The organism is Pseudarthrobacter sp. MEB009 (assembly GCF_030208875.1).
Lineage (GTDB): Bacteria > Actinomycetota > Actinomycetes > Actinomycetales > Micrococcaceae > Arthrobacter.
The window spans coordinates 25,993-43,311 of record NZ_JARVTC010000022.1 but is presented as its reverse complement, the minus strand read 5'-3'; the positions used below and the strand labels follow the sequence as shown (position 1 = coordinate 43,311).

General features: G+C 67.9%; 17 protein-coding genes. 9 read left to right on the top strand and 8 right to left on the bottom strand.

Features of this window, described 5'->3' with window-relative positions; genetic code table 11:
• Positions 1-67: 67 nt before the first annotated feature.
• From QRN07_RS19385 to QRN07_RS19375, 3 genes are all read right to left on the bottom strand, one after another.
• On the bottom strand, positions 68-1,075 hold the full coding sequence (locus QRN07_RS19385) for an ABC transporter ATP-binding protein (protein ID WP_285241954.1): 1,008 nt from the start codon (positions 1,073-1,075) through the stop codon (positions 68-70).
• A complete protein-coding gene (locus tag QRN07_RS19380; protein WP_285241953.1) occupies positions 1,072-2,175 on the bottom strand; it encodes a LolA family protein in 1,104 nt (367 codons plus the stop codon). The genes QRN07_RS19385 and QRN07_RS19380 overlap by 4 nt, the downstream gene beginning before the upstream one ends.
• A gap of 159 nt (positions 2,176-2,334) precedes the next feature.
• Positions 2,335-3,372, bottom strand: coding sequence for a universal stress protein (locus QRN07_RS19375; protein WP_050684949.1), 1,038 nt, complete (start codon positions 3,370-3,372; stop codon positions 2,335-2,337).
• 428 nt (positions 3,373-3,800) lie between these two features.
• On the opposite strand from QRN07_RS19375, the gene QRN07_RS19370 reads away from it, so the two are divergent.
• The gene (locus tag QRN07_RS19370; RefSeq protein WP_082178236.1) at positions 3,801-4,436 is read left to right on the top strand and encodes an NAD(P)-binding protein; all 636 of its coding nucleotides are present in this window, start codon (positions 3,801-3,803) and stop codon (positions 4,434-4,436) included.
• Between the two features lie 66 nt (positions 4,437-4,502).
• Here QRN07_RS19370 and QRN07_RS19365 read toward each other — a convergent pair whose 3' ends face one another.
• Complete coding sequence (locus QRN07_RS19365) at positions 4,503-5,141, bottom strand: copper resistance CopC family protein (protein ID WP_285241952.1); 639 nt, start codon at positions 5,139-5,141, stop codon at positions 4,503-4,505.
• Positions 5,142-5,253: 112 nt separating this feature from the next.
• Between QRN07_RS19365 and QRN07_RS19360 the strand changes: the two genes are divergently transcribed.
• Positions 5,254-6,693 (top strand): NCS2 family permease, encoded by a 1,440-nt coding sequence (locus QRN07_RS19360; protein ID WP_285241951.1) that lies wholly within the window; start codon positions 5,254-5,256, stop codon positions 6,691-6,693.
• 19 nt (positions 6,694-6,712) lie between these two features.
• Here QRN07_RS19360 and QRN07_RS19355 read toward each other — a convergent pair whose 3' ends face one another.
• On the bottom strand, positions 6,713-8,017 hold the full coding sequence (locus QRN07_RS19355) for a cation:proton antiporter (RefSeq protein WP_285241950.1): 1,305 nt from the start codon (positions 8,015-8,017) through the stop codon (positions 6,713-6,715).
• A 175-nt stretch (positions 8,018-8,192) separates the two neighbouring features.
• Between QRN07_RS19355 and hutG the strand changes: the two genes are divergently transcribed.
• Positions 8,193-9,242 (top strand): formimidoylglutamase, encoded by a 1,050-nt coding sequence (hutG, locus tag QRN07_RS19350; RefSeq protein WP_285241949.1) that lies wholly within the window; start codon positions 8,193-8,195, stop codon positions 9,240-9,242.
• A gap of 7 nt (positions 9,243-9,249) precedes the next feature.
• On the opposite strand, the gene QRN07_RS19345 is transcribed toward hutG, so the two are convergent.
• The gene (locus tag QRN07_RS19345) at positions 9,250-9,918 is read right to left on the bottom strand and encodes a response regulator (protein ID WP_050684955.1); all 669 of its coding nucleotides are present in this window, start codon (positions 9,916-9,918) and stop codon (positions 9,250-9,252) included.
• Positions 9,915-11,489 (bottom strand): sensor histidine kinase, encoded by a 1,575-nt coding sequence (locus QRN07_RS19340; RefSeq protein WP_050684956.1) that lies wholly within the window; start codon positions 11,487-11,489, stop codon positions 9,915-9,917. The genes QRN07_RS19345 and QRN07_RS19340 overlap by 4 nt, the downstream gene beginning before the upstream one ends.
• A 273-nt stretch (positions 11,490-11,762) precedes the next feature.
• Between QRN07_RS19340 and QRN07_RS19335 the strand changes: the two genes are divergently transcribed.
• The 5 genes from QRN07_RS19335 (at position 11,763) to QRN07_RS19315 (ending at position 15,826) form a co-directional block, all read left to right on the top strand.
• Positions 11,763-12,773 (top strand): Bug family tripartite tricarboxylate transporter substrate binding protein, encoded by a 1,011-nt coding sequence (locus QRN07_RS19335; protein WP_050684957.1) that lies wholly within the window; start codon positions 11,763-11,765, stop codon positions 12,771-12,773.
• Complete coding sequence (locus tag QRN07_RS19330) at positions 12,770-13,273, top strand: tripartite tricarboxylate transporter TctB family protein (protein ID WP_050684958.1); 504 nt, start codon at positions 12,770-12,772, stop codon at positions 13,271-13,273. Before QRN07_RS19335 ends, QRN07_RS19330 begins: the two co-directional genes overlap by 4 nt.
• On the top strand, positions 13,273-14,811 hold the full coding sequence (locus tag QRN07_RS19325; protein WP_050684959.1) for a tripartite tricarboxylate transporter permease: 1,539 nt from the start codon (positions 13,273-13,275) through the stop codon (positions 14,809-14,811). The genes QRN07_RS19330 and QRN07_RS19325 overlap by 1 nt, the downstream gene beginning before the upstream one ends.
• Positions 14,812-14,866: 55 nt before the next feature.
• Entirely contained in the window at positions 14,867-15,259 is a 393-nt protein-coding gene (locus QRN07_RS19320; RefSeq protein ID WP_050684960.1) for a universal stress protein, read from the top strand.
• A gap of 186 nt (positions 15,260-15,445) precedes the next feature.
• Positions 15,446-15,826 (top strand): hypothetical protein, encoded by a 381-nt coding sequence (locus QRN07_RS19315; RefSeq protein WP_285241948.1) that lies wholly within the window; start codon positions 15,446-15,448, stop codon positions 15,824-15,826.
• Between the two features lie 60 nt (positions 15,827-15,886).
• Here the strand turns inward: QRN07_RS19315 and QRN07_RS19310 are convergent, their stop codons facing one another.
• The gene (locus QRN07_RS19310) at positions 15,887-16,756 is read right to left on the bottom strand and encodes a fumarylacetoacetate hydrolase family protein (protein WP_285241947.1); all 870 of its coding nucleotides are present in this window, start codon (positions 16,754-16,756) and stop codon (positions 15,887-15,889) included.
• A 232-nt stretch (positions 16,757-16,988) separates the two neighbouring features.
• Between QRN07_RS19310 and QRN07_RS19305 the strand changes: the two genes are divergently transcribed.
• Complete coding sequence (locus tag QRN07_RS19305; RefSeq protein ID WP_197273542.1) at positions 16,989-17,249, top strand: hypothetical protein; 261 nt, start codon at positions 16,989-16,991, stop codon at positions 17,247-17,249.
• The last annotated feature ends 70 nt before the right edge of the window (positions 17,250-17,319 follow it).

Sequence of the window (17,319 nt, the reverse complement as noted above, 5' to 3'; positions counted from 1 at the left end):
GCCTTGGTTTCCCGCGTCGGGGCTGCCGGCGCCTTGGTTTCCCGCGTCGGGGCTGTCTGCGGTCCGGTCAGCCGGCAACATCGAACCCCTCCCCGGTAAGCGCCACAAAGCGGTCTTCCAGGCTTTCGCGTTCCACGCCGAACCCCCGGACCCTGACGCCCGCCGCAACCAGGTGCGCCACGATGTCTTCCGGCAGCAGGGCGGGGACTGCGGGGCCAGCTGACGCCGGCAATGCGGCCAGCACCTGAACGCCATCGCCGCCCGGTTCAAGGGTGTCCGCCGCGGGGACCAGCCCCAGGCGGACCAGCTCCTGCCGGCCCAGCGCGGCGTCAGGAGTCTCCAGCCGGATCCGGACAGTGCCTTCACGGCGCAGGTCGGCGAGTGGCCCCTGGGCCACCAGCCTGCCACTGCTCATCACCGCCGCGTGGGTGCACATTTGCTCCACCTCGGCCAGGAGGTGGCTGGAGACGAAAACGGTGGTGCCGTCGTGGGACAGGGCCCGGATCAGGTTCCGCACCTCACGGGTACCTTGCGGGTCCAGCCCATTGGTGGGCTCGTCCAGGACCAGCAGCTCTCGGGCGGACAGCAACGCGCCGGCGATACCCAGCCGCTGTTTCATCCCCAGGGAATAAGCGTGGACCTTTTTCCCGGCGGCGTGGGCCAGCCCCACCCGTTCCAGGGCCTGGCCCACCCTCAGCTTCCGGGTGGCCGGGACGGTGTGGGGCCCGGCCGCGTCCATCCGGTGCAGGTTGGCGGCGCCGGACAGGAACGGGTAGAACCCCGGGCCTTCCACCAGCGCTCCCACCCGCGGCAACACTTTGTGCAGCTCCCCGGGCATGCTGGCGCCCAACAGCTTCACGGTCCCCGCTGATGCGGCGGCCAGGCCCAGGAGCATGCGGATGGTGGAGGTTTTACCGGAGCCGTTGGGCCCCAGGAACCCGAAGACGGTCCCGGCGGGAACGGCAAGGTCCACGCCGTCCACGGCCGCCTGCCGGCCGAAGTGCTTGGTCAGGCCGGAAGTCTCGATGGCCAGGCCGGAAGCGCCGGCCCGGGATCCCCCAACGCCCGCGCTCACTGCGCGGCGGCCGCTGCAGCCTGGAGCCGCTCCCCCGGGACCAGGCCGGCCAGGAGCCGGCCGTCGGCCATGACCAGGACAGTGAAGAGGGGGGTGGACAGCAGCTTTCCGCCGGGCACGTCCACGGCGGCCTGGGACAGCAACGGGTCCGCCAGCAGCGCGTTGGCGCCGGCACCGGTACCGCCGGCTGCGGGCGCCGGCACGGCCAGCACGCTGGTCCACCCGCTGCCTGTCACAGCCGGCCGCGGACCGGAAGGCGGCGTCTCCGAATCACCGACGTCGTGGGACAAACCGGGGGCAGGCGGCACAATTTCGCGGACGCTGCTGCCGGCCGGCGGCACAAACGTGAACAGCGAATCGTCCGGCGCGCCCAAGGCCAGGGCGGTGAACCCGGACCGGAAGGCCGGTGTTGCGGCTCCGCGGGCCGTGACCTGCACGGACAGGGGCAACCCTGTTTCGCCGTCCACGGCAATGGCGATCCTGCCCACCAGGGTGTCGGCGGTCCTGGGTTCGAGGAGGAGGTTGTAGGCCGCCCTGCCGGCCACCTCAACCTCGGCCCCGACAGAAATTTCGGTGTCCGGATCCGCTGCGGCCAGGAACCGGCCGGCGATGTCCGCCGGGGTGGCGGTTGACGGGTCGCCGGAGCCGCGGTCCGGAGCCTGCAGAACCAGGTGGGCGGCGGAATTGTCCTTGGAGGCGTAGAACCAGACATCCGTTCCGCGGCGCACCATATTGCGTTCGGCGAAGCTGCCGTCCGCCACCTGGACCCGGAGCTTGGCCGGGCCGTCGGCATAGACCCGGGCTGTGTGGTCCGCGGCGAGCAGCCCGGCAATGGACGCCACACTTCCGGCGGGACCGTCCCCGGCCGCCGCAGGACCCGACGAAGGCCCTGCCGCGGGGAGGTCCGGCAGGCCAAAATCCGTCGCCTGTTCCAGGGTGCCGGTGAATGACACGGCCGTGCGGGTGCCCATCAGTTCGATGACCTGCGCGGGTGTCCTGGCCGGCAACGGGTCGGCGGCACCGGCGGGCAGCGTCCCCACCAGCACTCCGGCGGCAATCACGGCCGGAACCGCCACCGAGGGCAGCCATCGGGTCCACACGCGGGAAACTCCCGGCGGTTTCCGCCGCGGGTGCAACTGACCGGATCCCGGAAGGGGGCTCATAACTTCAAGGGTACGCCTGTCCCCGACGGCGCGCAGGAGTCCGCGCACCTGGGGACGGGAGCTCCGGGCGCACAGGCGCGGTGGGTGCCGCCCTGGTCAGGCGGCGCCGAGGATCGGCCCGAAGCGGGCGCGGTCAGCCAAACGGGGATCCTCGCGGTCCGGCACCACCATCACGGGGCCCTTGGCGTGGTGCAGGACGCCGTCGGACGTTGATCCCAGCAGCATCCCCGTGAAACCGCCGCGGCCGCGGGTGCCCACGACGACCAGTTCGACGTGCCGGCCCTCGGCCACGAGGACCTCCACCGGTGACCCGTCGCGCAGTTGGGACTCGGCGGACAGGCCGGGATAGTGGCTCCGCAGCCAGGCCATCCCCGCGTCCAGGGTCACCTGGATGTCCGCGAACAGCGCCTTCCGGTCCAGCGGAGCGGGAACCCAGGCGAGGGAGCCGCTGTACTGCGGAACGGCGCAAACGACACGAAGGGAAGCACCGAGGCGAAGGGCCTGGTCCGCCGCCTCGAGGACGGCGATCCGTGCCTGCTCCGAGCCGTCCACGCCCACCACCACCACGTTTTCCACGGGCTGGTGTCCGGATTTTGCCTGTTCTGCCTTGACGCGCCGGTCCTCGGTGGTTTCCCCCAGCCGGTCGGAGCACACCAGGGGCACCGTGACGGTGGGGCACTTGGCGTGGGCGGGCAGGGCGCTGCTCACGGAGCCGAGCAGGCGGCCCACAAAGCCGCCGCGCCCGCGGGTGCCGAACACCAGAAGTTCAGCCGACTCGGAGAGGTCCAGGAGCACCCCGGACGCGTCGCCGTTCTCCACGGAGGAACTGACCTCAATGTCGTAGCCGGCGATTTTGTCCAGGGCCTGGCGCACGATGGCCTCGGCGCCTTCCCGGATCACGGAATCGTCAACGGTGGCGTAGCCTCCGTCCAGGCCGGATGCCGCGAAAATAGGGACGGAATACGCGGTCACAATATGAAGCGGCCGACGGCGGCGCACGGCTTCGCGGGCAGCCCACACCAGCGCGCACTGGCCATGCTCTGAGCCGTCCACGCCCACAACGATCCCCTGCGGAGCGGGTGTTTCGCCGCCGTCCTCACGCTCCGGGTCCGGATGCCACTCTTGTGCGCCCATGGGGCCGCCTCCTCGCGTTACCGCTGTGATGTTCCGGCCATTCTGCCAGACAGCGGGGCGTTCCCCCGCCACCGTGCACTGCGGCCGGAGCCGCCGGCGAAATTCCGCCTGCAGTTCCCACTATTCTCTGTCCGGTATTGCATGGCAAGCCTGTTCAGGAGCGGTTTGGCCGGGTTATCCACAGGCGTGGGGCACCCCCTTGGAAAGCGCGTTCAGCCGCTGGAGAATGTTTACGCCACGGTCTATCCAGCGGCCCGTTTGTTCTGTAGTCTTCAGGACATTGTTGGTCCGGGACTATGCCGTACGTAATCCATCAGGCTGCCCGGCCCCGCACGGCGGCCGGACTGAGGGGGAAACGGGGCGCACGTCGGCCAGGAGGCCGGCACCGGCGTTGAAATCCTTCGAAGGAGTGATCTGTAGTGTCTAGCCTGCCCCTGACTGCCAGGACCGAACAGACCACCACCGTTATCATCGGCACCGGACTTTCCGGCCTGGCCGTAGCTGCGGAGCTGCGCCGCCGGGGCGTGGACTCCATCGTGGTGGACGGGCTGGATATCCTCGGCGCCGCTTCGCCGCCCAATACCTCGTCCCTGCAGCGCTGTGACGCCGCTGATTCCGCCAGCCTGCAGGAACGCAACGAAATCCTCCGGCACCTGCGCAACTATGCCGCAAGCCATCACGTGGATGTCCGCAACACCACCCGGGCCGTGCAGCTGACCATGGTGGACGGCGTGGCTCTGGATGGGATTGCGGCCACCCCTACCCATTGGGAAGTGCATACCCCTACGGGCATCCTGCTTGCCGACCACATCGTCCTCACCCGTTGCGCCCACAGCCAGCTGCGGCGCATGCTCAACGACTTCGGCATCGCAGTGGGCAGGAACCTTGCCGCTGCGATGCGGGCCATCGGGATCTACCTGGTGGGAGTGGGCGAGCTGATTACGCCTTCACCCAAGGAAGTCCTGCGGCAGGCCAAAACCGTGGGGCTGGCCATCTCCGCCAAGGTCAACCCCGATGCCGGAACGCTCCCGGCTACCGGAAGCCTCGCCGTCCTGCCCTGCTAGGAACGTGCGGAAAGCCGGGCCCGGCGAAGCGCACCCGGCGGGCAGCCGGGAAGCACCGCGACCGCGTCAGCTCTCCGTGTCCTCCCGGTCGTTGCCGGAAAGCCGGCGGCGGGCCAGGACGGCCAGCGCCACCAGCAGGCCCACAGCCACCACAGCGAAAATCACGATGCTCCACTGGAACGGCTCCCCCGAACCGGCCGGCTCGGCGGGTTCTGCGGTGGTACCGGGCTGGGCGCTGCCCATCCCGGGAACGGTGGGGGCCGCCGTCGGGCTTGCCGGAACTGTACCCGACGGGGTGCCTGACGCAGCACCACCGGGCGAAGCGGCAGTTGCCGTGAAGCTGAAGGTCCCCTCAATGGGATGCGAATCGGAACTGACAACGCGCCAGGCCACGACGTATTCCCCGGCGGGGCCGCCTGCCCGCAGCTTTTGGGACACCACGTTGTCCACAATCTCCACGGCCCCGTCCGCCCACTCCGTCCCGGCCGCATCCTTGACCGAGATGGAGGGCCCGATGCCCAACGGGTTGTTGTTGAAGGTCACCGACACTTCTGCCGGCGGGGTGTCCACCGCAGCGCCCTGGGCCGGGCTGGTGGACTCGGCAGCGTCATGGGCGGCGGCGGGACCGGCCAGGCCCAGCACGGCGGCGGCGGAGACGAGGACACCGAGCAGGAGGCTCAGGAACTGGCGGCGGATGGAACGCATGGGGGGACTGCTCCTTGTGTTGGCTTCCTTACAGACTAGGGGAATTTGCCGGCCGATCCCCCGCCGCCACCATAGGATGCTGGTATCCCCACAGACTTCCCCCGGAGGACTAATGCTTAAGCAAGGCTCTGCCCTGGACCGGTACTTCAAGGTCACCGAGCGCGGCTCCAATCTCTCCCGCGAGATCCGCGGCGGGTTCGCCACCTTCTTCGCCATGAGCTACATCGTGGTGCTGAACCCGCTGATCCTCTCCGGCCCGGACTCCAGCGGCAACACCTTGGGCTTCACGGCCGTCGCCGCCGTGACGGCCTTTGTGGCGGGCATCCTGACCATCCTGATGGGAGCCTGGGCCAGGCACCCCTTTGCGCTGGCCACCGGGCTGGGCGTCAACGCATTCGTGGCGGTCACCGTGGCCACCAACCCGGGCCTGACGTGGCCGGACATGATGGGCCTGGTGGTCCTGTCCGGCGTCACCATGCTGATCCTGGTCCTTACCGGCTTCCGCACCGCCGTCTTCAAAGCCGTCCCGGATGGGCTGAAAACCGCGATCGTGGTGGGCATCGGACTCTTCATCGCGCTGATCGGCCTGGTCAACGCCGGGTTTGTCCGGCGCATCCCGGACGTGGCAGGCACCACCGTCCCAGTAGGCCTGGGCTTTGACGGCAAACTGCTGGGCTGGCCCACCGCCGTGTTTGTCTTCGGCCTGATCCTCACCATCGCCCTGGTGGTCCGCAAGGTCAAGGGCGCCATCCTGATCGGCATCATCACCTCCACCGTGATCTCCGTGATCCTGGAAATGACCCTGCACATCGGCCCCAGCTTCGATGGCGAAACGTCCAACCCGCAGGGCTGGTCCCTGGTGGCGCCGGCCTTCTCCGGCTGGGCCGCACCGGACCTGTCGCTGATCGGCAAGGCCAACCCGTTCGGCGCCTTCGAGCACCTGGGCTTTGTGGCCGCCACGCTGCTGGCCTTCGTGATCCTGCTCAGCATCTTCTTCGACGCCATGGGCACCATGGTGGGCCTGGCCAACGAGGCCGGCACCATCGATGAGCACGGCAACATCCCCGACGTGGACCGGGTGCTCCAGGTGGACGCCCTCGGCGCCATCGTGGGCGGCGGCGCGTCCGTCTCCTCCAACCAGATCTATGTGGAGGCCGGCGCCGGCATCGGTGAAGGCGCCCGCACCGGCGTGGCGTCAATCGTCACCGGCCTGCTGTTCCTGGTGGCCATGTTCTTCACCCCGCTGATCAACCTGGTGCCGTTCGAAGCGGTGGCCCCGGCCCTGGTGGTGGTGGGCTTCATGATGGTCTCGCAGGTGGGGAAGATCGACTGGCAGGACTGGGGCATCGCCATCCCGGCGTTCCTGACCTTCACGCTGATGCCGTTCACGTACTCCATCGCCAACGGCCTGGGCGCAGGCTTCATCGCGTTTGTGCTGATCCGCACCTTCCAGGGCCGGATCAAGGAAATCCACCCGCTGATGTGGGCCGTGGCGGCCGCGTTCCTGCTCTTCTTCGCCGTGGGTCCCATCGAGGCCGCCCTGGGCATGTAACTTCCCCTTCCCGGTGGGGTTACACGGGGGTGTTGGGCGCCAGCCCTTCATCCCCGGTCACCGCCCGCGCCTTCCGTTCCCGCAGCCGGTCCAACCGGTTCATCAGGGGCGAGGTGGTGGCACCGTGGATCACGATCGAGAGCGCCACCACCAGCCCCACGAAGGCCCACAGTTCCCGTGCCTGGCCGCCGAACTGGCCTTCGGCAAGGGCGTAGGCCAGGTAGTACAGCGAGCCGATACCGCGGATCCCGAAGAAGGACAGCGCGATCCGTTCCCGCGGCCCGGTTTTGCCGCCCAGCAGTCCCAGCCAGCCCGCCACGGGACGCACCACCAGCAGGAACGCCAGGGCCACCAGCACCTCGGCAAGCCCGACGCCGGCAAGCAGGCCGCGGGCAATCGCACCCCCCAGCAGCACCAGGATCACCACGGTCAGCAGCCGTTCCAGCTGCTCCACGTAGGAGTGCAGCACCCGGTGGTAACCGTGGCTGTGTTCGGCGGCACGAATGGTGACCGCGCAGACAAAGACCGCGATGAAGCCGTAGCCCTCCGCCAGTTCTGTCAGGCCGTAGGCCAGGAACGTGGCTGCCAGGGCCACAAAACCTTCCGAGTGGTTGGACAGCCGCAGGCTGTCCGCCTTGGCCGAGAAAAAGAGCCGCGCCAGCAGCTTTCCGGTCAGGAACCCCGCCAGCAGGCCAACAGTCAGCCGCCACACCACGTCCACGCCGAACCATTCCGGAAACCACTCCGACGGCTGTGAGCCCACCACGCTGATGATGATCGCCAGATAGACAAAGGGAAATGCCAGCCCGTCGTTGAGGCCGGCCTCGGAGGTAAGCCCGAACCGGACCTCGTCCTCCTTGTCCGCCTCGTCGTCGTGGTCCGCAGGCTCGCCCACCTGGACCTCCGAGGCCAGGACCGGGTCCGTGGGCGCCAGGCTGGCCGCCACCAACAGTGCAGCGCCAAGGCCCAAACCGAGGAACCACAACCCCAGCAGGGTCAGCCCCACGATGCACAGCGGCATGGCGATGCCCAGCAGCCGCCAGGTGGTGGCCCACCGCTTCCGCCCCACGGGCCGGTCCAGCGCCAGCCCGGCGCCCATCAGCGACACAATCACGCAGATCTCGGCAAGGTGCAGGACAAATTCGTTGTGGGCGATCGGGTCCGGGCTGGGCAGCGTGGGGATCAGCGCGAAAGCGGCCATCCCGGCGCCGAGGAACACCATGGGCATCGAAAAAGGCATGTTGCGCAGGGCTTTGGGCAGGATAGCGGCCACAAAGACCGCCAGCCCGGCGGCCGCGAAAAGGATGTTGGGACCTTCAAACATGGGGTACTGCTCCGGCCTGGATCGTGGCGCCCGTGGGCGCAGGCAAAGGGTAACGGTCCCCGGGGGAAGGGATTGCTCCACCATAGCCCCCGGGCGGCCCGAAAGTTCTTGGATTCCAGACAGTCCACCGGCGGTGTTGCTGGCATTCGCGGCCTGCATGCGGTGAGCTTGGACCATGGATCTGCTGCCCGCCGCCGTCGACGTCCCGCCCCGGCCCTGGACGGGCAGGTTCGACGGCGACGCGGCCGAACACCGCCGCTGGTGGCAGGCGGTGGAAGCAGGCCGGGACGTTGATGAGGATGCCAATGACGGCGGGGACACCGTGGCGGATACCGCACCCTGGGTGCCGCACGGCGGTGCCGCTGCCGGATCCGCGCGGGCCCGTCCCGCAGGCCGGAACGGTAACCCCAGCCCGGCGGTGCTGCTGGGCTTTGCCAGCGACGAGGGGGTGCGCCGGAACAAGGGCCGCACCGGCGCCGCAACGGCACCGGCGGCCATCCGGCGCGCGCTGGGGCCGTTGGCATTCCACCTGGACCGTGAGGTGGCCGACGCCGGCGACGTGGTGGTCTCCGGCGGGGACCTGGAAGCCGGCCAGGCGCGTGTCGGCAAAGCGGTGACGGCCCTGATCGATGCCGGCAACCTGACGGTGCTGCTGGGCGGCGGCCATGAAACCGCCTACGCCAGCTACCTGGGCGTCAGCGCGTCAGCGGCCGTCACGGCAGGCCAGCGGCTGGGCGTGCTGAACCTCGATGCGCACTTCGACCTGCGGGACGAACCACTCCCCAGCTCCGGCACCCCGTTCCTCCAGATGGCCCGCGCCGAAGCGGCCGCGGGCCGCGAACTCCGTTACGCCGTCGTCGGGATTTCCGAAACAAACAACACCCGCGCGCTCTTTGATACTGCCCGGAAGCTGGATGTGGCGTACCTGCTGGACGAGGAATGCGACGCGGACCGGGTGCGGGGCTTTGTGGCCGGGTTCCTGGCCGGCATCGACGTGCTGTACCTGACCATCGACCTGGACGTCCTGCCGGCGGCTGTCGCTCCGGGCGTCAGCGCGCCCGCGGCCTTCGGCGTCCCGTTCCCCATCATCAGCGCCATCTGCCGGCAGGTGGCCTGGAGCGGGAAGCTCCTCCACCTGGACGTGGCGGAACTGAACCCGGCCTACGACCTTGACGGCCGGACCGCGAAGGTGGCGGCCCGGCTGGTGGACACCCTGCTGCGCTGAGCGGTGGCTACCGGCCCTTTAGGACGTAACGGCGTTCCGGCCGGCCCACGCCGTACTTGAGCCGGACGTCGAGGGTCCCTTCGTCGTGCAGGTATTCGAGGTAGCGGCGGGCACTGACGCGGGACGTGCCCAGCTGCTCGGCCAGCTCTGCTGCGGAGAGGTCTGACGAGGTTGCGTGCAGGGCGGTTTCCACCAGTTTCAGGGTCTCCACGCTGCAGCCCTTCGGTAGCGGCCGTTCGGTGCGGTCCAGGCCGAACACCCGGTTCACATCCGACTGGTCGGCGCCGTCCTTGGCCTGTTCGAGCCCCTGGTAAGCGTTGCGGTAGTGCTCCAGCCGCTCCTGCAGGTCCGTCTGCGAGAAGGGCTTGATCAGGTAGTGCACAATTCCGCCGCGGAGGGCCTTGCGGACGGTTTCCACTTCGCGGGCGGCGCTGATCACCAGCACATCCAGTTCCGGGGCGACCGCCCGCAGCCGGTGCATCAGGTCCAGCCCGTTGATGTCCGGCAGGTGGATGTCCAGCAGCACCAGGTCCGGTTGCAGCCGCTCGGTATCCGCTACCGCCTGCGCCCCGGTGTGGGCGGCACCCACCACCGTGAACCCTGCGGTGCGCTGGATAAAACCTGCGTGCACCTTGGCCACCATAAAGTCGTCGTCGACGATCAGGACCTTGATCATTTTCCTGCACCTCTTTGGAATCGTGCCGTGAAGACTGCACCGTTGTCGTTGGCCACCGTCAGGTCGCCGCCGGACCGGCGGCACACCACCCTGGAAAGCGCCAGGCCGAAACCGCGCCCGCCTTCCTGCCGGGGGTCCTTGGTGGTGAACCCCTGCTGGAAGATCTTCGCTGCAGTGCCCGGCGGCACACCCGGACCATTGTCCCGGACCGTGACGGTCACCTGGCCGGCCCGCTCCGCCACCAGCACCAGGACTTCGGCGGCCGGCACCCCTGCCAGCGCGTCGAAGGCGTTGTCCACCAGGTTCCCGGCAACGGTGGCAAGGTCCCGTGACAGCCCATCATCCACGGCCTCCAGCCGGGAATCAGGGGACAGTTTAAGCGCCACACCCCGTTCCGTCGCGAGGCTTGATTTGGCGATCAGCAGGGCGGCGAGCGCCGGATCGTGGATCCTGCCGGTCACTTCATCGTTGAGCCGGGTCCGGTCCACGGTGGCGCCGTTGACGAACTGCACCACCGAGTCGTACTCGCCGATCTGGATCAGGCCCGAGATCACATGCAGCTGGTTGGCGAACTCGTGTGCCTGGGCCCGGAGCGTATCGGTGGCGGTCCGGGTGGCCCCAAGCTCCCGCTCCAGCGACGAAAGCTCCGTCCTGTCACGCAGGGTGGTGACGGAGCCGATGGCCCGGCCCCGGGACCGGATGGGAACCCGGTTCAGCACCACCAGCCGCTCCCCCACCAGGACCAGCTGGTCCGTTTCGGTCTGGTCCCGGGTGAGGACCACTTTCAGGGCTGGGTCCACGTGGAGGGAACCGAGTTTCCTTCCCACGCAGTCGGCCGGCAGGCCCAGCAACTCCCGGGCGCTGTCGTTGGCTACGGTGATGCGCTCATTCGGGTCCAGCGCCACCACGCCTTCCTTGAGGCCGTGCAGCATTGCTTCCCGGTTTTCCACAAGGCCCGTGATCTCGCTGGGTTCCATGCCCAGGGTCTGCCGCTTGACGCGGCGGGACAGCAGCAGCGAACCGGCAACACCCAGGACGCTGGCCACGCCCAGGTAGGTCAGCAGGTTGGGTACGGCGTCGCCCAGGCGTTCCAGCACGGTGGGATAGTTCCTGCTGATGGAGGCGATCCCGATCATCTTGCCCGAGTCGTTGAGCACGGGGACGTGCGCTGACAGGACGGCGGGGCCGGTCCCGGCCACCACCCCGGTCCAGGCCCGGCCTTCCATGACCCGGCTTTCCCCCAGCTCCAGCTGCCCGCCCAACAGCCCGGGGTCCGAGGTGGCCACCACCGTGAGGTCGATTTTCGCGAGCGCCACCTGGGCTGATCCGGAGACCGTGCGAACTGACTCGGCCACTGCCGTCAGTGCCGCACCGCCCCTTGGTTCCGCCTCGGGCAGGAGTTCCCGCACGGCCGGGCTGTTGCCCAGCGCCTCGGCCGCAGACAGAGCCCGGCGGCCCTCGATCCGTTCAAAGGTGGCGGCTGACTGGGCCAGGGAGATGGCCACCACGGCGACGAGCACGGCAAGGACAATCAGCAGCTGAAGCACCAGATACTGCCCCGCCAGGGACATTCCTCTTCGACGAGTCACTCTGGTTGGTCCTTATGGTGGGGTGCGGCAGCCGGCCGGTGCCGGGGTACCGGAACTATACCGCAGGCCCGCGGACCGGCGGGGCCAGGCCTTCGGCCGCACGCGCCGCCGACAGCTGGTGATGAGGGGCCGGAAACGTGAACGCAATGAACTTAACTTTCTCTGCGTACATAAGAGTGACCCCGATCACGGACACCCTTAGCATCGAAACACCAGTCAGTCCTGCTGAACATATTTCTTGAGAAGAGGAACACCATGCGCCAAATCCGCGCATTGCGTATTGCCGCCGTCGCCGCCGGCATCGCCCTGATGGCTACCGGCTGCGGTGCCACAGGTAAGAGCTCCACCGGTTCGGAAAGCTCCGGCGCCGCTGCCGGCCCCATCACCGGACTGCAGATCATGGTCCCCAACACCCCCGGTGGCGGCTATGACACCACCGCCCGTGCCGCCGCGAAGGTCCTCGATGACGAGAAGATCTCCACCAACACCGAGGTCTTCAACCTCGCCGGCGCCGGTGGCACCGTGGGCCTGGCCCGCGTGGTCAACGAAAAGGGCAACGGCGACCTCACCATGCTCATGGGCCTTGGCGTGGTGGGCGCCAGCTACACCAACAAGTCCGAATCGAAGCTGACGGGCACCACCCCGCTGGCCCGCCTGATCGAAGAGCCCGGCGCCATCATGGTGAGCAAGGATTCGCCGTACAAAACCATCGATGACCTGGTGACGGCATGGAAGGCCGATCCGGGCTCCATCGCCGTGGGCGGCGGCTCCTCACCGGGCGGACCGGACCACCTGCTGCCCATGCAGCTGGCCGGCGCGGTGGGCATCGACGCCACCAAGGTCAACTTCGTCTCCTACGACGGCGGTGGTGACCTGCTCCCCGCGATCCTGGGCAACAAGCTCGGCTTCGCCGCTTCGGGTGCCGGCGAGTACCTGCAGCAGATCCAGTCCGGTGAAATCCGGGTTCTCGCCACCAGCGGTGCCGAGCGGCTCGAAGGCGTGGATGCACCCACGCTGAAGGAATCCAAGATCGACCTGGTCTTCACCAACTGGCGCGGCATCGTGGCCCCTCCGGGCATCAACGACGCCGACAAGGCCGCACTGATCGCCGCACTCGAAAAGATGCACGCGAGCGCCAGCTGGAAGGAAGCCCTCAAGACCCACAGCTGGACCGACGCGTTCATCACGGGCGACGAGTTTGCGTCCTTCCTCACCGAACAGGACAAGCGGGTGGCTGACGTCCTGACGAAGCTCGGGTTGGCGTGAGTTCCTTGGCTACCAGCCTCAAAGGCCGCTCCGAGCTGGGGGTAGCCCTCCTGCTCGGGGCGGCCGGCGTTGTGGTTTTCCTCGACGCCAACGGATTGGTCACCCCGTATTCGAAGTCGGATCCGGTGGGGCCCAAGACCGTCCCGTTCATCGTGGCGGCCCTGCTGATCGTCTGCGCCGTGATGCTGGCCATCAACGTCCTCCGTGGCGGCAAGGGTGAAGCCGAAGGCGGCGAGGACGTTGACCTCAGCCACCCCGCCGACTGGAAGACCGTCCTGCCGCTGGCAGGGGCGTTTGTCCTGAACATCCTGCTCATCGACTGGGCCGGCTGGGTCATCTCCGGAACTGTCCTGTTCTGGGGCAGCGTCCTGGCCCTGGGCAGCCGCCACTACATCCGTGACGGGATCATCTCGGTGGCACTGTCGCTGCTGACCTTCTACGGCTTCTACCTCGGCCTCGGCATCGCCCTGCCCGCCGGACTCCTGGAAGGAATCCTCTGATGGACGTCTGGTCCTCATTGATGGACGGTTTTGCCACCGCCCTCACCCCGCTGAACTTCATGTACGCCGTGATCGGCGTCATCCTGGGTACCGCCGTCGGCGTCCTCCCGGGCCTGGGCCCGGCCATGACGGTGGCACTGCTGCTTCCCGTCACGTACGCCCTGGAACCCACCAGCGCCTTCATCATGTTCGCCGGCATCTATTACGGCGGCATGTACGGCGGGTCCACCACCTCCATCCTGCTGAACACACCCGGCGAATCGTCGTCGGTGGTGACAGCCATCGAAGGCAACAAGATGGCCAAGGCCGGACGGGCGGCGCAGGCGCTGGCGACGGCGGCCATCGGCTCGTTCGTCGCCGGCACCATCGGCACGGCCCTCCTGGCCGTCTGCGCACCGATTGTGGTCAAGTTCGCCGTCAGCCTGGGCGCGCCGAGCTACTTCGCGATCATGATCCTCGCCTTGCTTGCGGTCACCGCCGTCCTGGGTTCGTCCCGGCTCCGCGGCTTCGCCTCGCTGGGCCTGGGCCTGGCCATCGGCCTGGTGGGCATCGACTCCGTCACCGGCCAGCGCCGCCTGACCTTCGGCCAGCCCCTGCTGGCCGACGGACTGGACATCGTGGTGGTGGCCGTGGCCATCTTCGCGGTGGGCGAGGCACTCTGGGTCGCTGCGCACCTGCGCCGCACTCCCCTGCACGCCATTCCCGTGGGACAGCCCTGGATGGGCAAATCGGACTGGAAGCGCTCATGGAAACCGTGGCTGCGCGGCACGGCGTTCGGGTTCCCGTTCGGTGCACTGCCGGCCGGCGGCGCCGAAATTCCCACCTTCCTGTCCTACGTGACGGAGAAGCGCCTCTCGAAGCACCCGGAGGAGTTCGGGAAGGGCGCCATCGAGGGCGTGGCAGGCCCAGAGGCCGCAAACAACGCGGCCGCCGCCGGAACCCTAACCCCCATGCTGGCCCTTGGCCTGCCCACCAACGCCACGGCAGCGGTGATGCTCGCGGCGTTCACCAGCTACGGCATCCAGCCCGGACCCCAGCTGTTCTCCAGCCAGGGACCCCTGGTGTGGGCACTGATCGCCAGCCTGTTCATTGGCAACTTCCTGCTCCTGATCATCAACCTGCCGCTGGCACCCCTGTGGGCCAAGCTGCTGCAGCTCCCCCGCCCCTACCTGTACGCCGGCATCCTCTTCTTCGCCACACTGGGCGCCTATTCGGTGAACCTGCAGGCCTTCGACCTGATGATCCTGCTGGTCCTGGGCGCCCTGGGCTTTATGATGCGGCGCTTCGGGCTTCCGGTCCTGCCCCTGATCCTTGGCGTTATCCTGGGCCCGCGCATCGAAGGCCAACTGCGGAAGACCCTGCAGCTGAGCGCAGGCGACCCGGCAGGGCTGTGGAGCGAGCCGATCGCCGTCGTGGTGTACATCATTGTGGCGATCATCCTGGCCTGGCCGTTCGCGCTGAAACTGATCAAGCGCAACCGCCCCGGGAAGAAGCCACTGCTGCCCGCCAATTCCGGAGCAGCCGACTACAGCGACTGAAAAGCCGCAGGCCTCCCAGCCATCCATCAACCGTGTGCAGACCCAAGGAGCAAACATGACGATCGTTGTGGGATACGTCCCCACCCCGGAAGGTGAAGCGGCCCTGACCCAGGCCATCGCCGAAGCCCGGAAAACCGACACCACCCTGCTGGTCATCAACTCGTCAAAAGGTGACGCGCTGGTGGACAACCGGTACGCGCAGGATTCCGAAATCCAGAGCATCGAAGACCGGCTGGCGACCCAGGGCATCAAACACGTGATCAAGCAGCCGGTCCGTGGCCACGATGCTGCAGCTGAAGTCCTGGACGCCGCCGAGGAGCACAACGCGGAGCTGATTGTGATCGGCCTGCGCCGCCGCACCCCGGTGGGCAAGCTGATCATGGGCAGCGTCTCGCAGCGGATCCTGCTCGAGGCCGACTGCCCGGTGCTGGCCGTCAAAGCCGGCTAAAGAAACCCAGGACGCAACGAGCCCCGACCTGCCCTCCCTCGCGGACCGGCGGTCGGGGCTCTTTGTTATGACAGCGCCTGACGCGATTTCATCCAGACCCTTGATTAACCTGGGTGGGAGCGGCTGACAAAACTGTCACACCGTAGGCCGTTCGCACAGTGATCCGCCAAGGGAAGGACTTATGGAATGCGTAAATCCAAGCTGGGAATCGCCGCTGCCGCCGTCGCAGGGGCCGTGGGCATAACGTTGTTTGCGACGCCGTCGATGGCTTTCGCCAGCGGCGGGGCATCGGTGGGTGGATCGTCAGCCTACTGGAATTCGGCCACAAATACGGTCTCAAGCACCGATACCCGGAAGGACGGCATTTCGTCCGTGGCGCAGCTTCAATACACCCTTAACGGGCGCACCTACACGGCGACCCTGACCAACAGCAATGGAACCGGAACCACCTCTGCTGCCCAGAACAGCGGCATCGGCGGAACTGTCTACCTGCGTGCCTGCCTCAACAACCGCAGCGCAAATACGGGAATCTGCGGATGCTCCGGCTGGGTGGCCCTGGCAGCCTGATATTTTCGGCAGGAGCCCCGTCGGAGGTGCACCAGCACGGCGCACCCCCGGCGCGTTTTGTTATGTTCCGGCGCGGAACAGTTCCTGGCGTTGGCGTCCCAGGCCTTCCACTTCGACTTCAACCACGTCGCCCGGCTGGAGGTAGGGAAAGCGGCCGCTGAGCGCCACGCCTTCCGGGGTTCCGGTGAGGATGACGTCCCCGGGTTCCAGCCGCATGTACTGGCTGCAGTGGTGCACCAGCGTTGCGGCGTCAAAGATCAGTTCCGCCGTTGACGAGTCCTGGCGGGGTTCCCCGTTCACCCAGCTGCGCAGCGGCAGGGTGCCGCCGTCCGTATCAGCCGCCGGGACCAGCCAGGGGCCCAGGGGGGTGCTGCCGGGAAGCGATTTGCCCTTGGTCCACTGGCCGGCCTCGCCGGGCAGTTGGTACTCACGCTCCGACAGGTCGTTGGCGGTGACGTAGCCGGCGATGCAGGCGGCAGCTTCCGCCGTGCCGGCCAGGTAGCTGGCCTCCCTGCCGATCACAATGCCCAGTTCCACCTCCCAATCGAATTTTCCGGAGCGGGGCGGGACTGGCGTTGGATCGAACGGGCCTGCGACAGTGTTGCTGGGCTTGAGGAAGACCACCGGGATCTCCGGCGGAGCGGACCCGGACTCTGCGGCATGGGCGGCATAGTTCATTCCGATTCCCACCACTGATCCGGGCCGGGCCACGGGGGCGCCGACGCGCAGCGTTTCCGCGCCGTCGAGGACGGGCAGGGTGCCGGCCGCCACGGCTGCCCGGACCTGCTCCATCCCGCCGCCGGCCAGGAAGGCACCGTCCACGTCTGCAGTCAGCGGCAACAGGCTGAAGTACTGTGGCGGGGCGTCCCCATCGGTCACCATCACGGCGGGCTGTTCGCTGCCGATCTTGCCCAGGCGCATGATTTTCATCGGGATTCTCCTTCGGTCCGGTGGCTCAGCGGGATGCTTCCATGGTTGCTTATGGCACCATCCGGCCGCCAACGAAGCAGATTGTGACCAGCCCCTCATCACCGGCTGACCTGCGGCGGCAAGGCTTTCCGGCGGGAAATTCACCTGTCTGGTAGGCAGTCATCTGACATATTTACTGTCCGGACGGTAGAATGGGAGCTGCCCTGAGGCACGAAACACAGAAAGTTCACTCATGACTGCAGCCACCCTCGAACGACTTCCCGCCACCACCGGCCCCGCCGGAACGGGGCCGGTCACGTCCATCGACCTGGAATTCTCCCGCGCCCTCGACGTCCACGCCGGACTGGAAGAGGCCGTCGCCGGGCTGATCGAAGGGCCAGCGCAGGAGGCCGGCTGCGGCATCCTGGTGACCCGCCTGCACCCGGGCCGCTACACCGTGGCACTGGACGAGTCGGTGCCCTTCGGCGAAACCTACGAGGCCATCGCCGCGTAAGCTGCCAGCTGCCGCTTGACTGCCGTGGCTTCCGCGCCACAAAAAATCCCCGCCCTGCCGATGCAGTGCG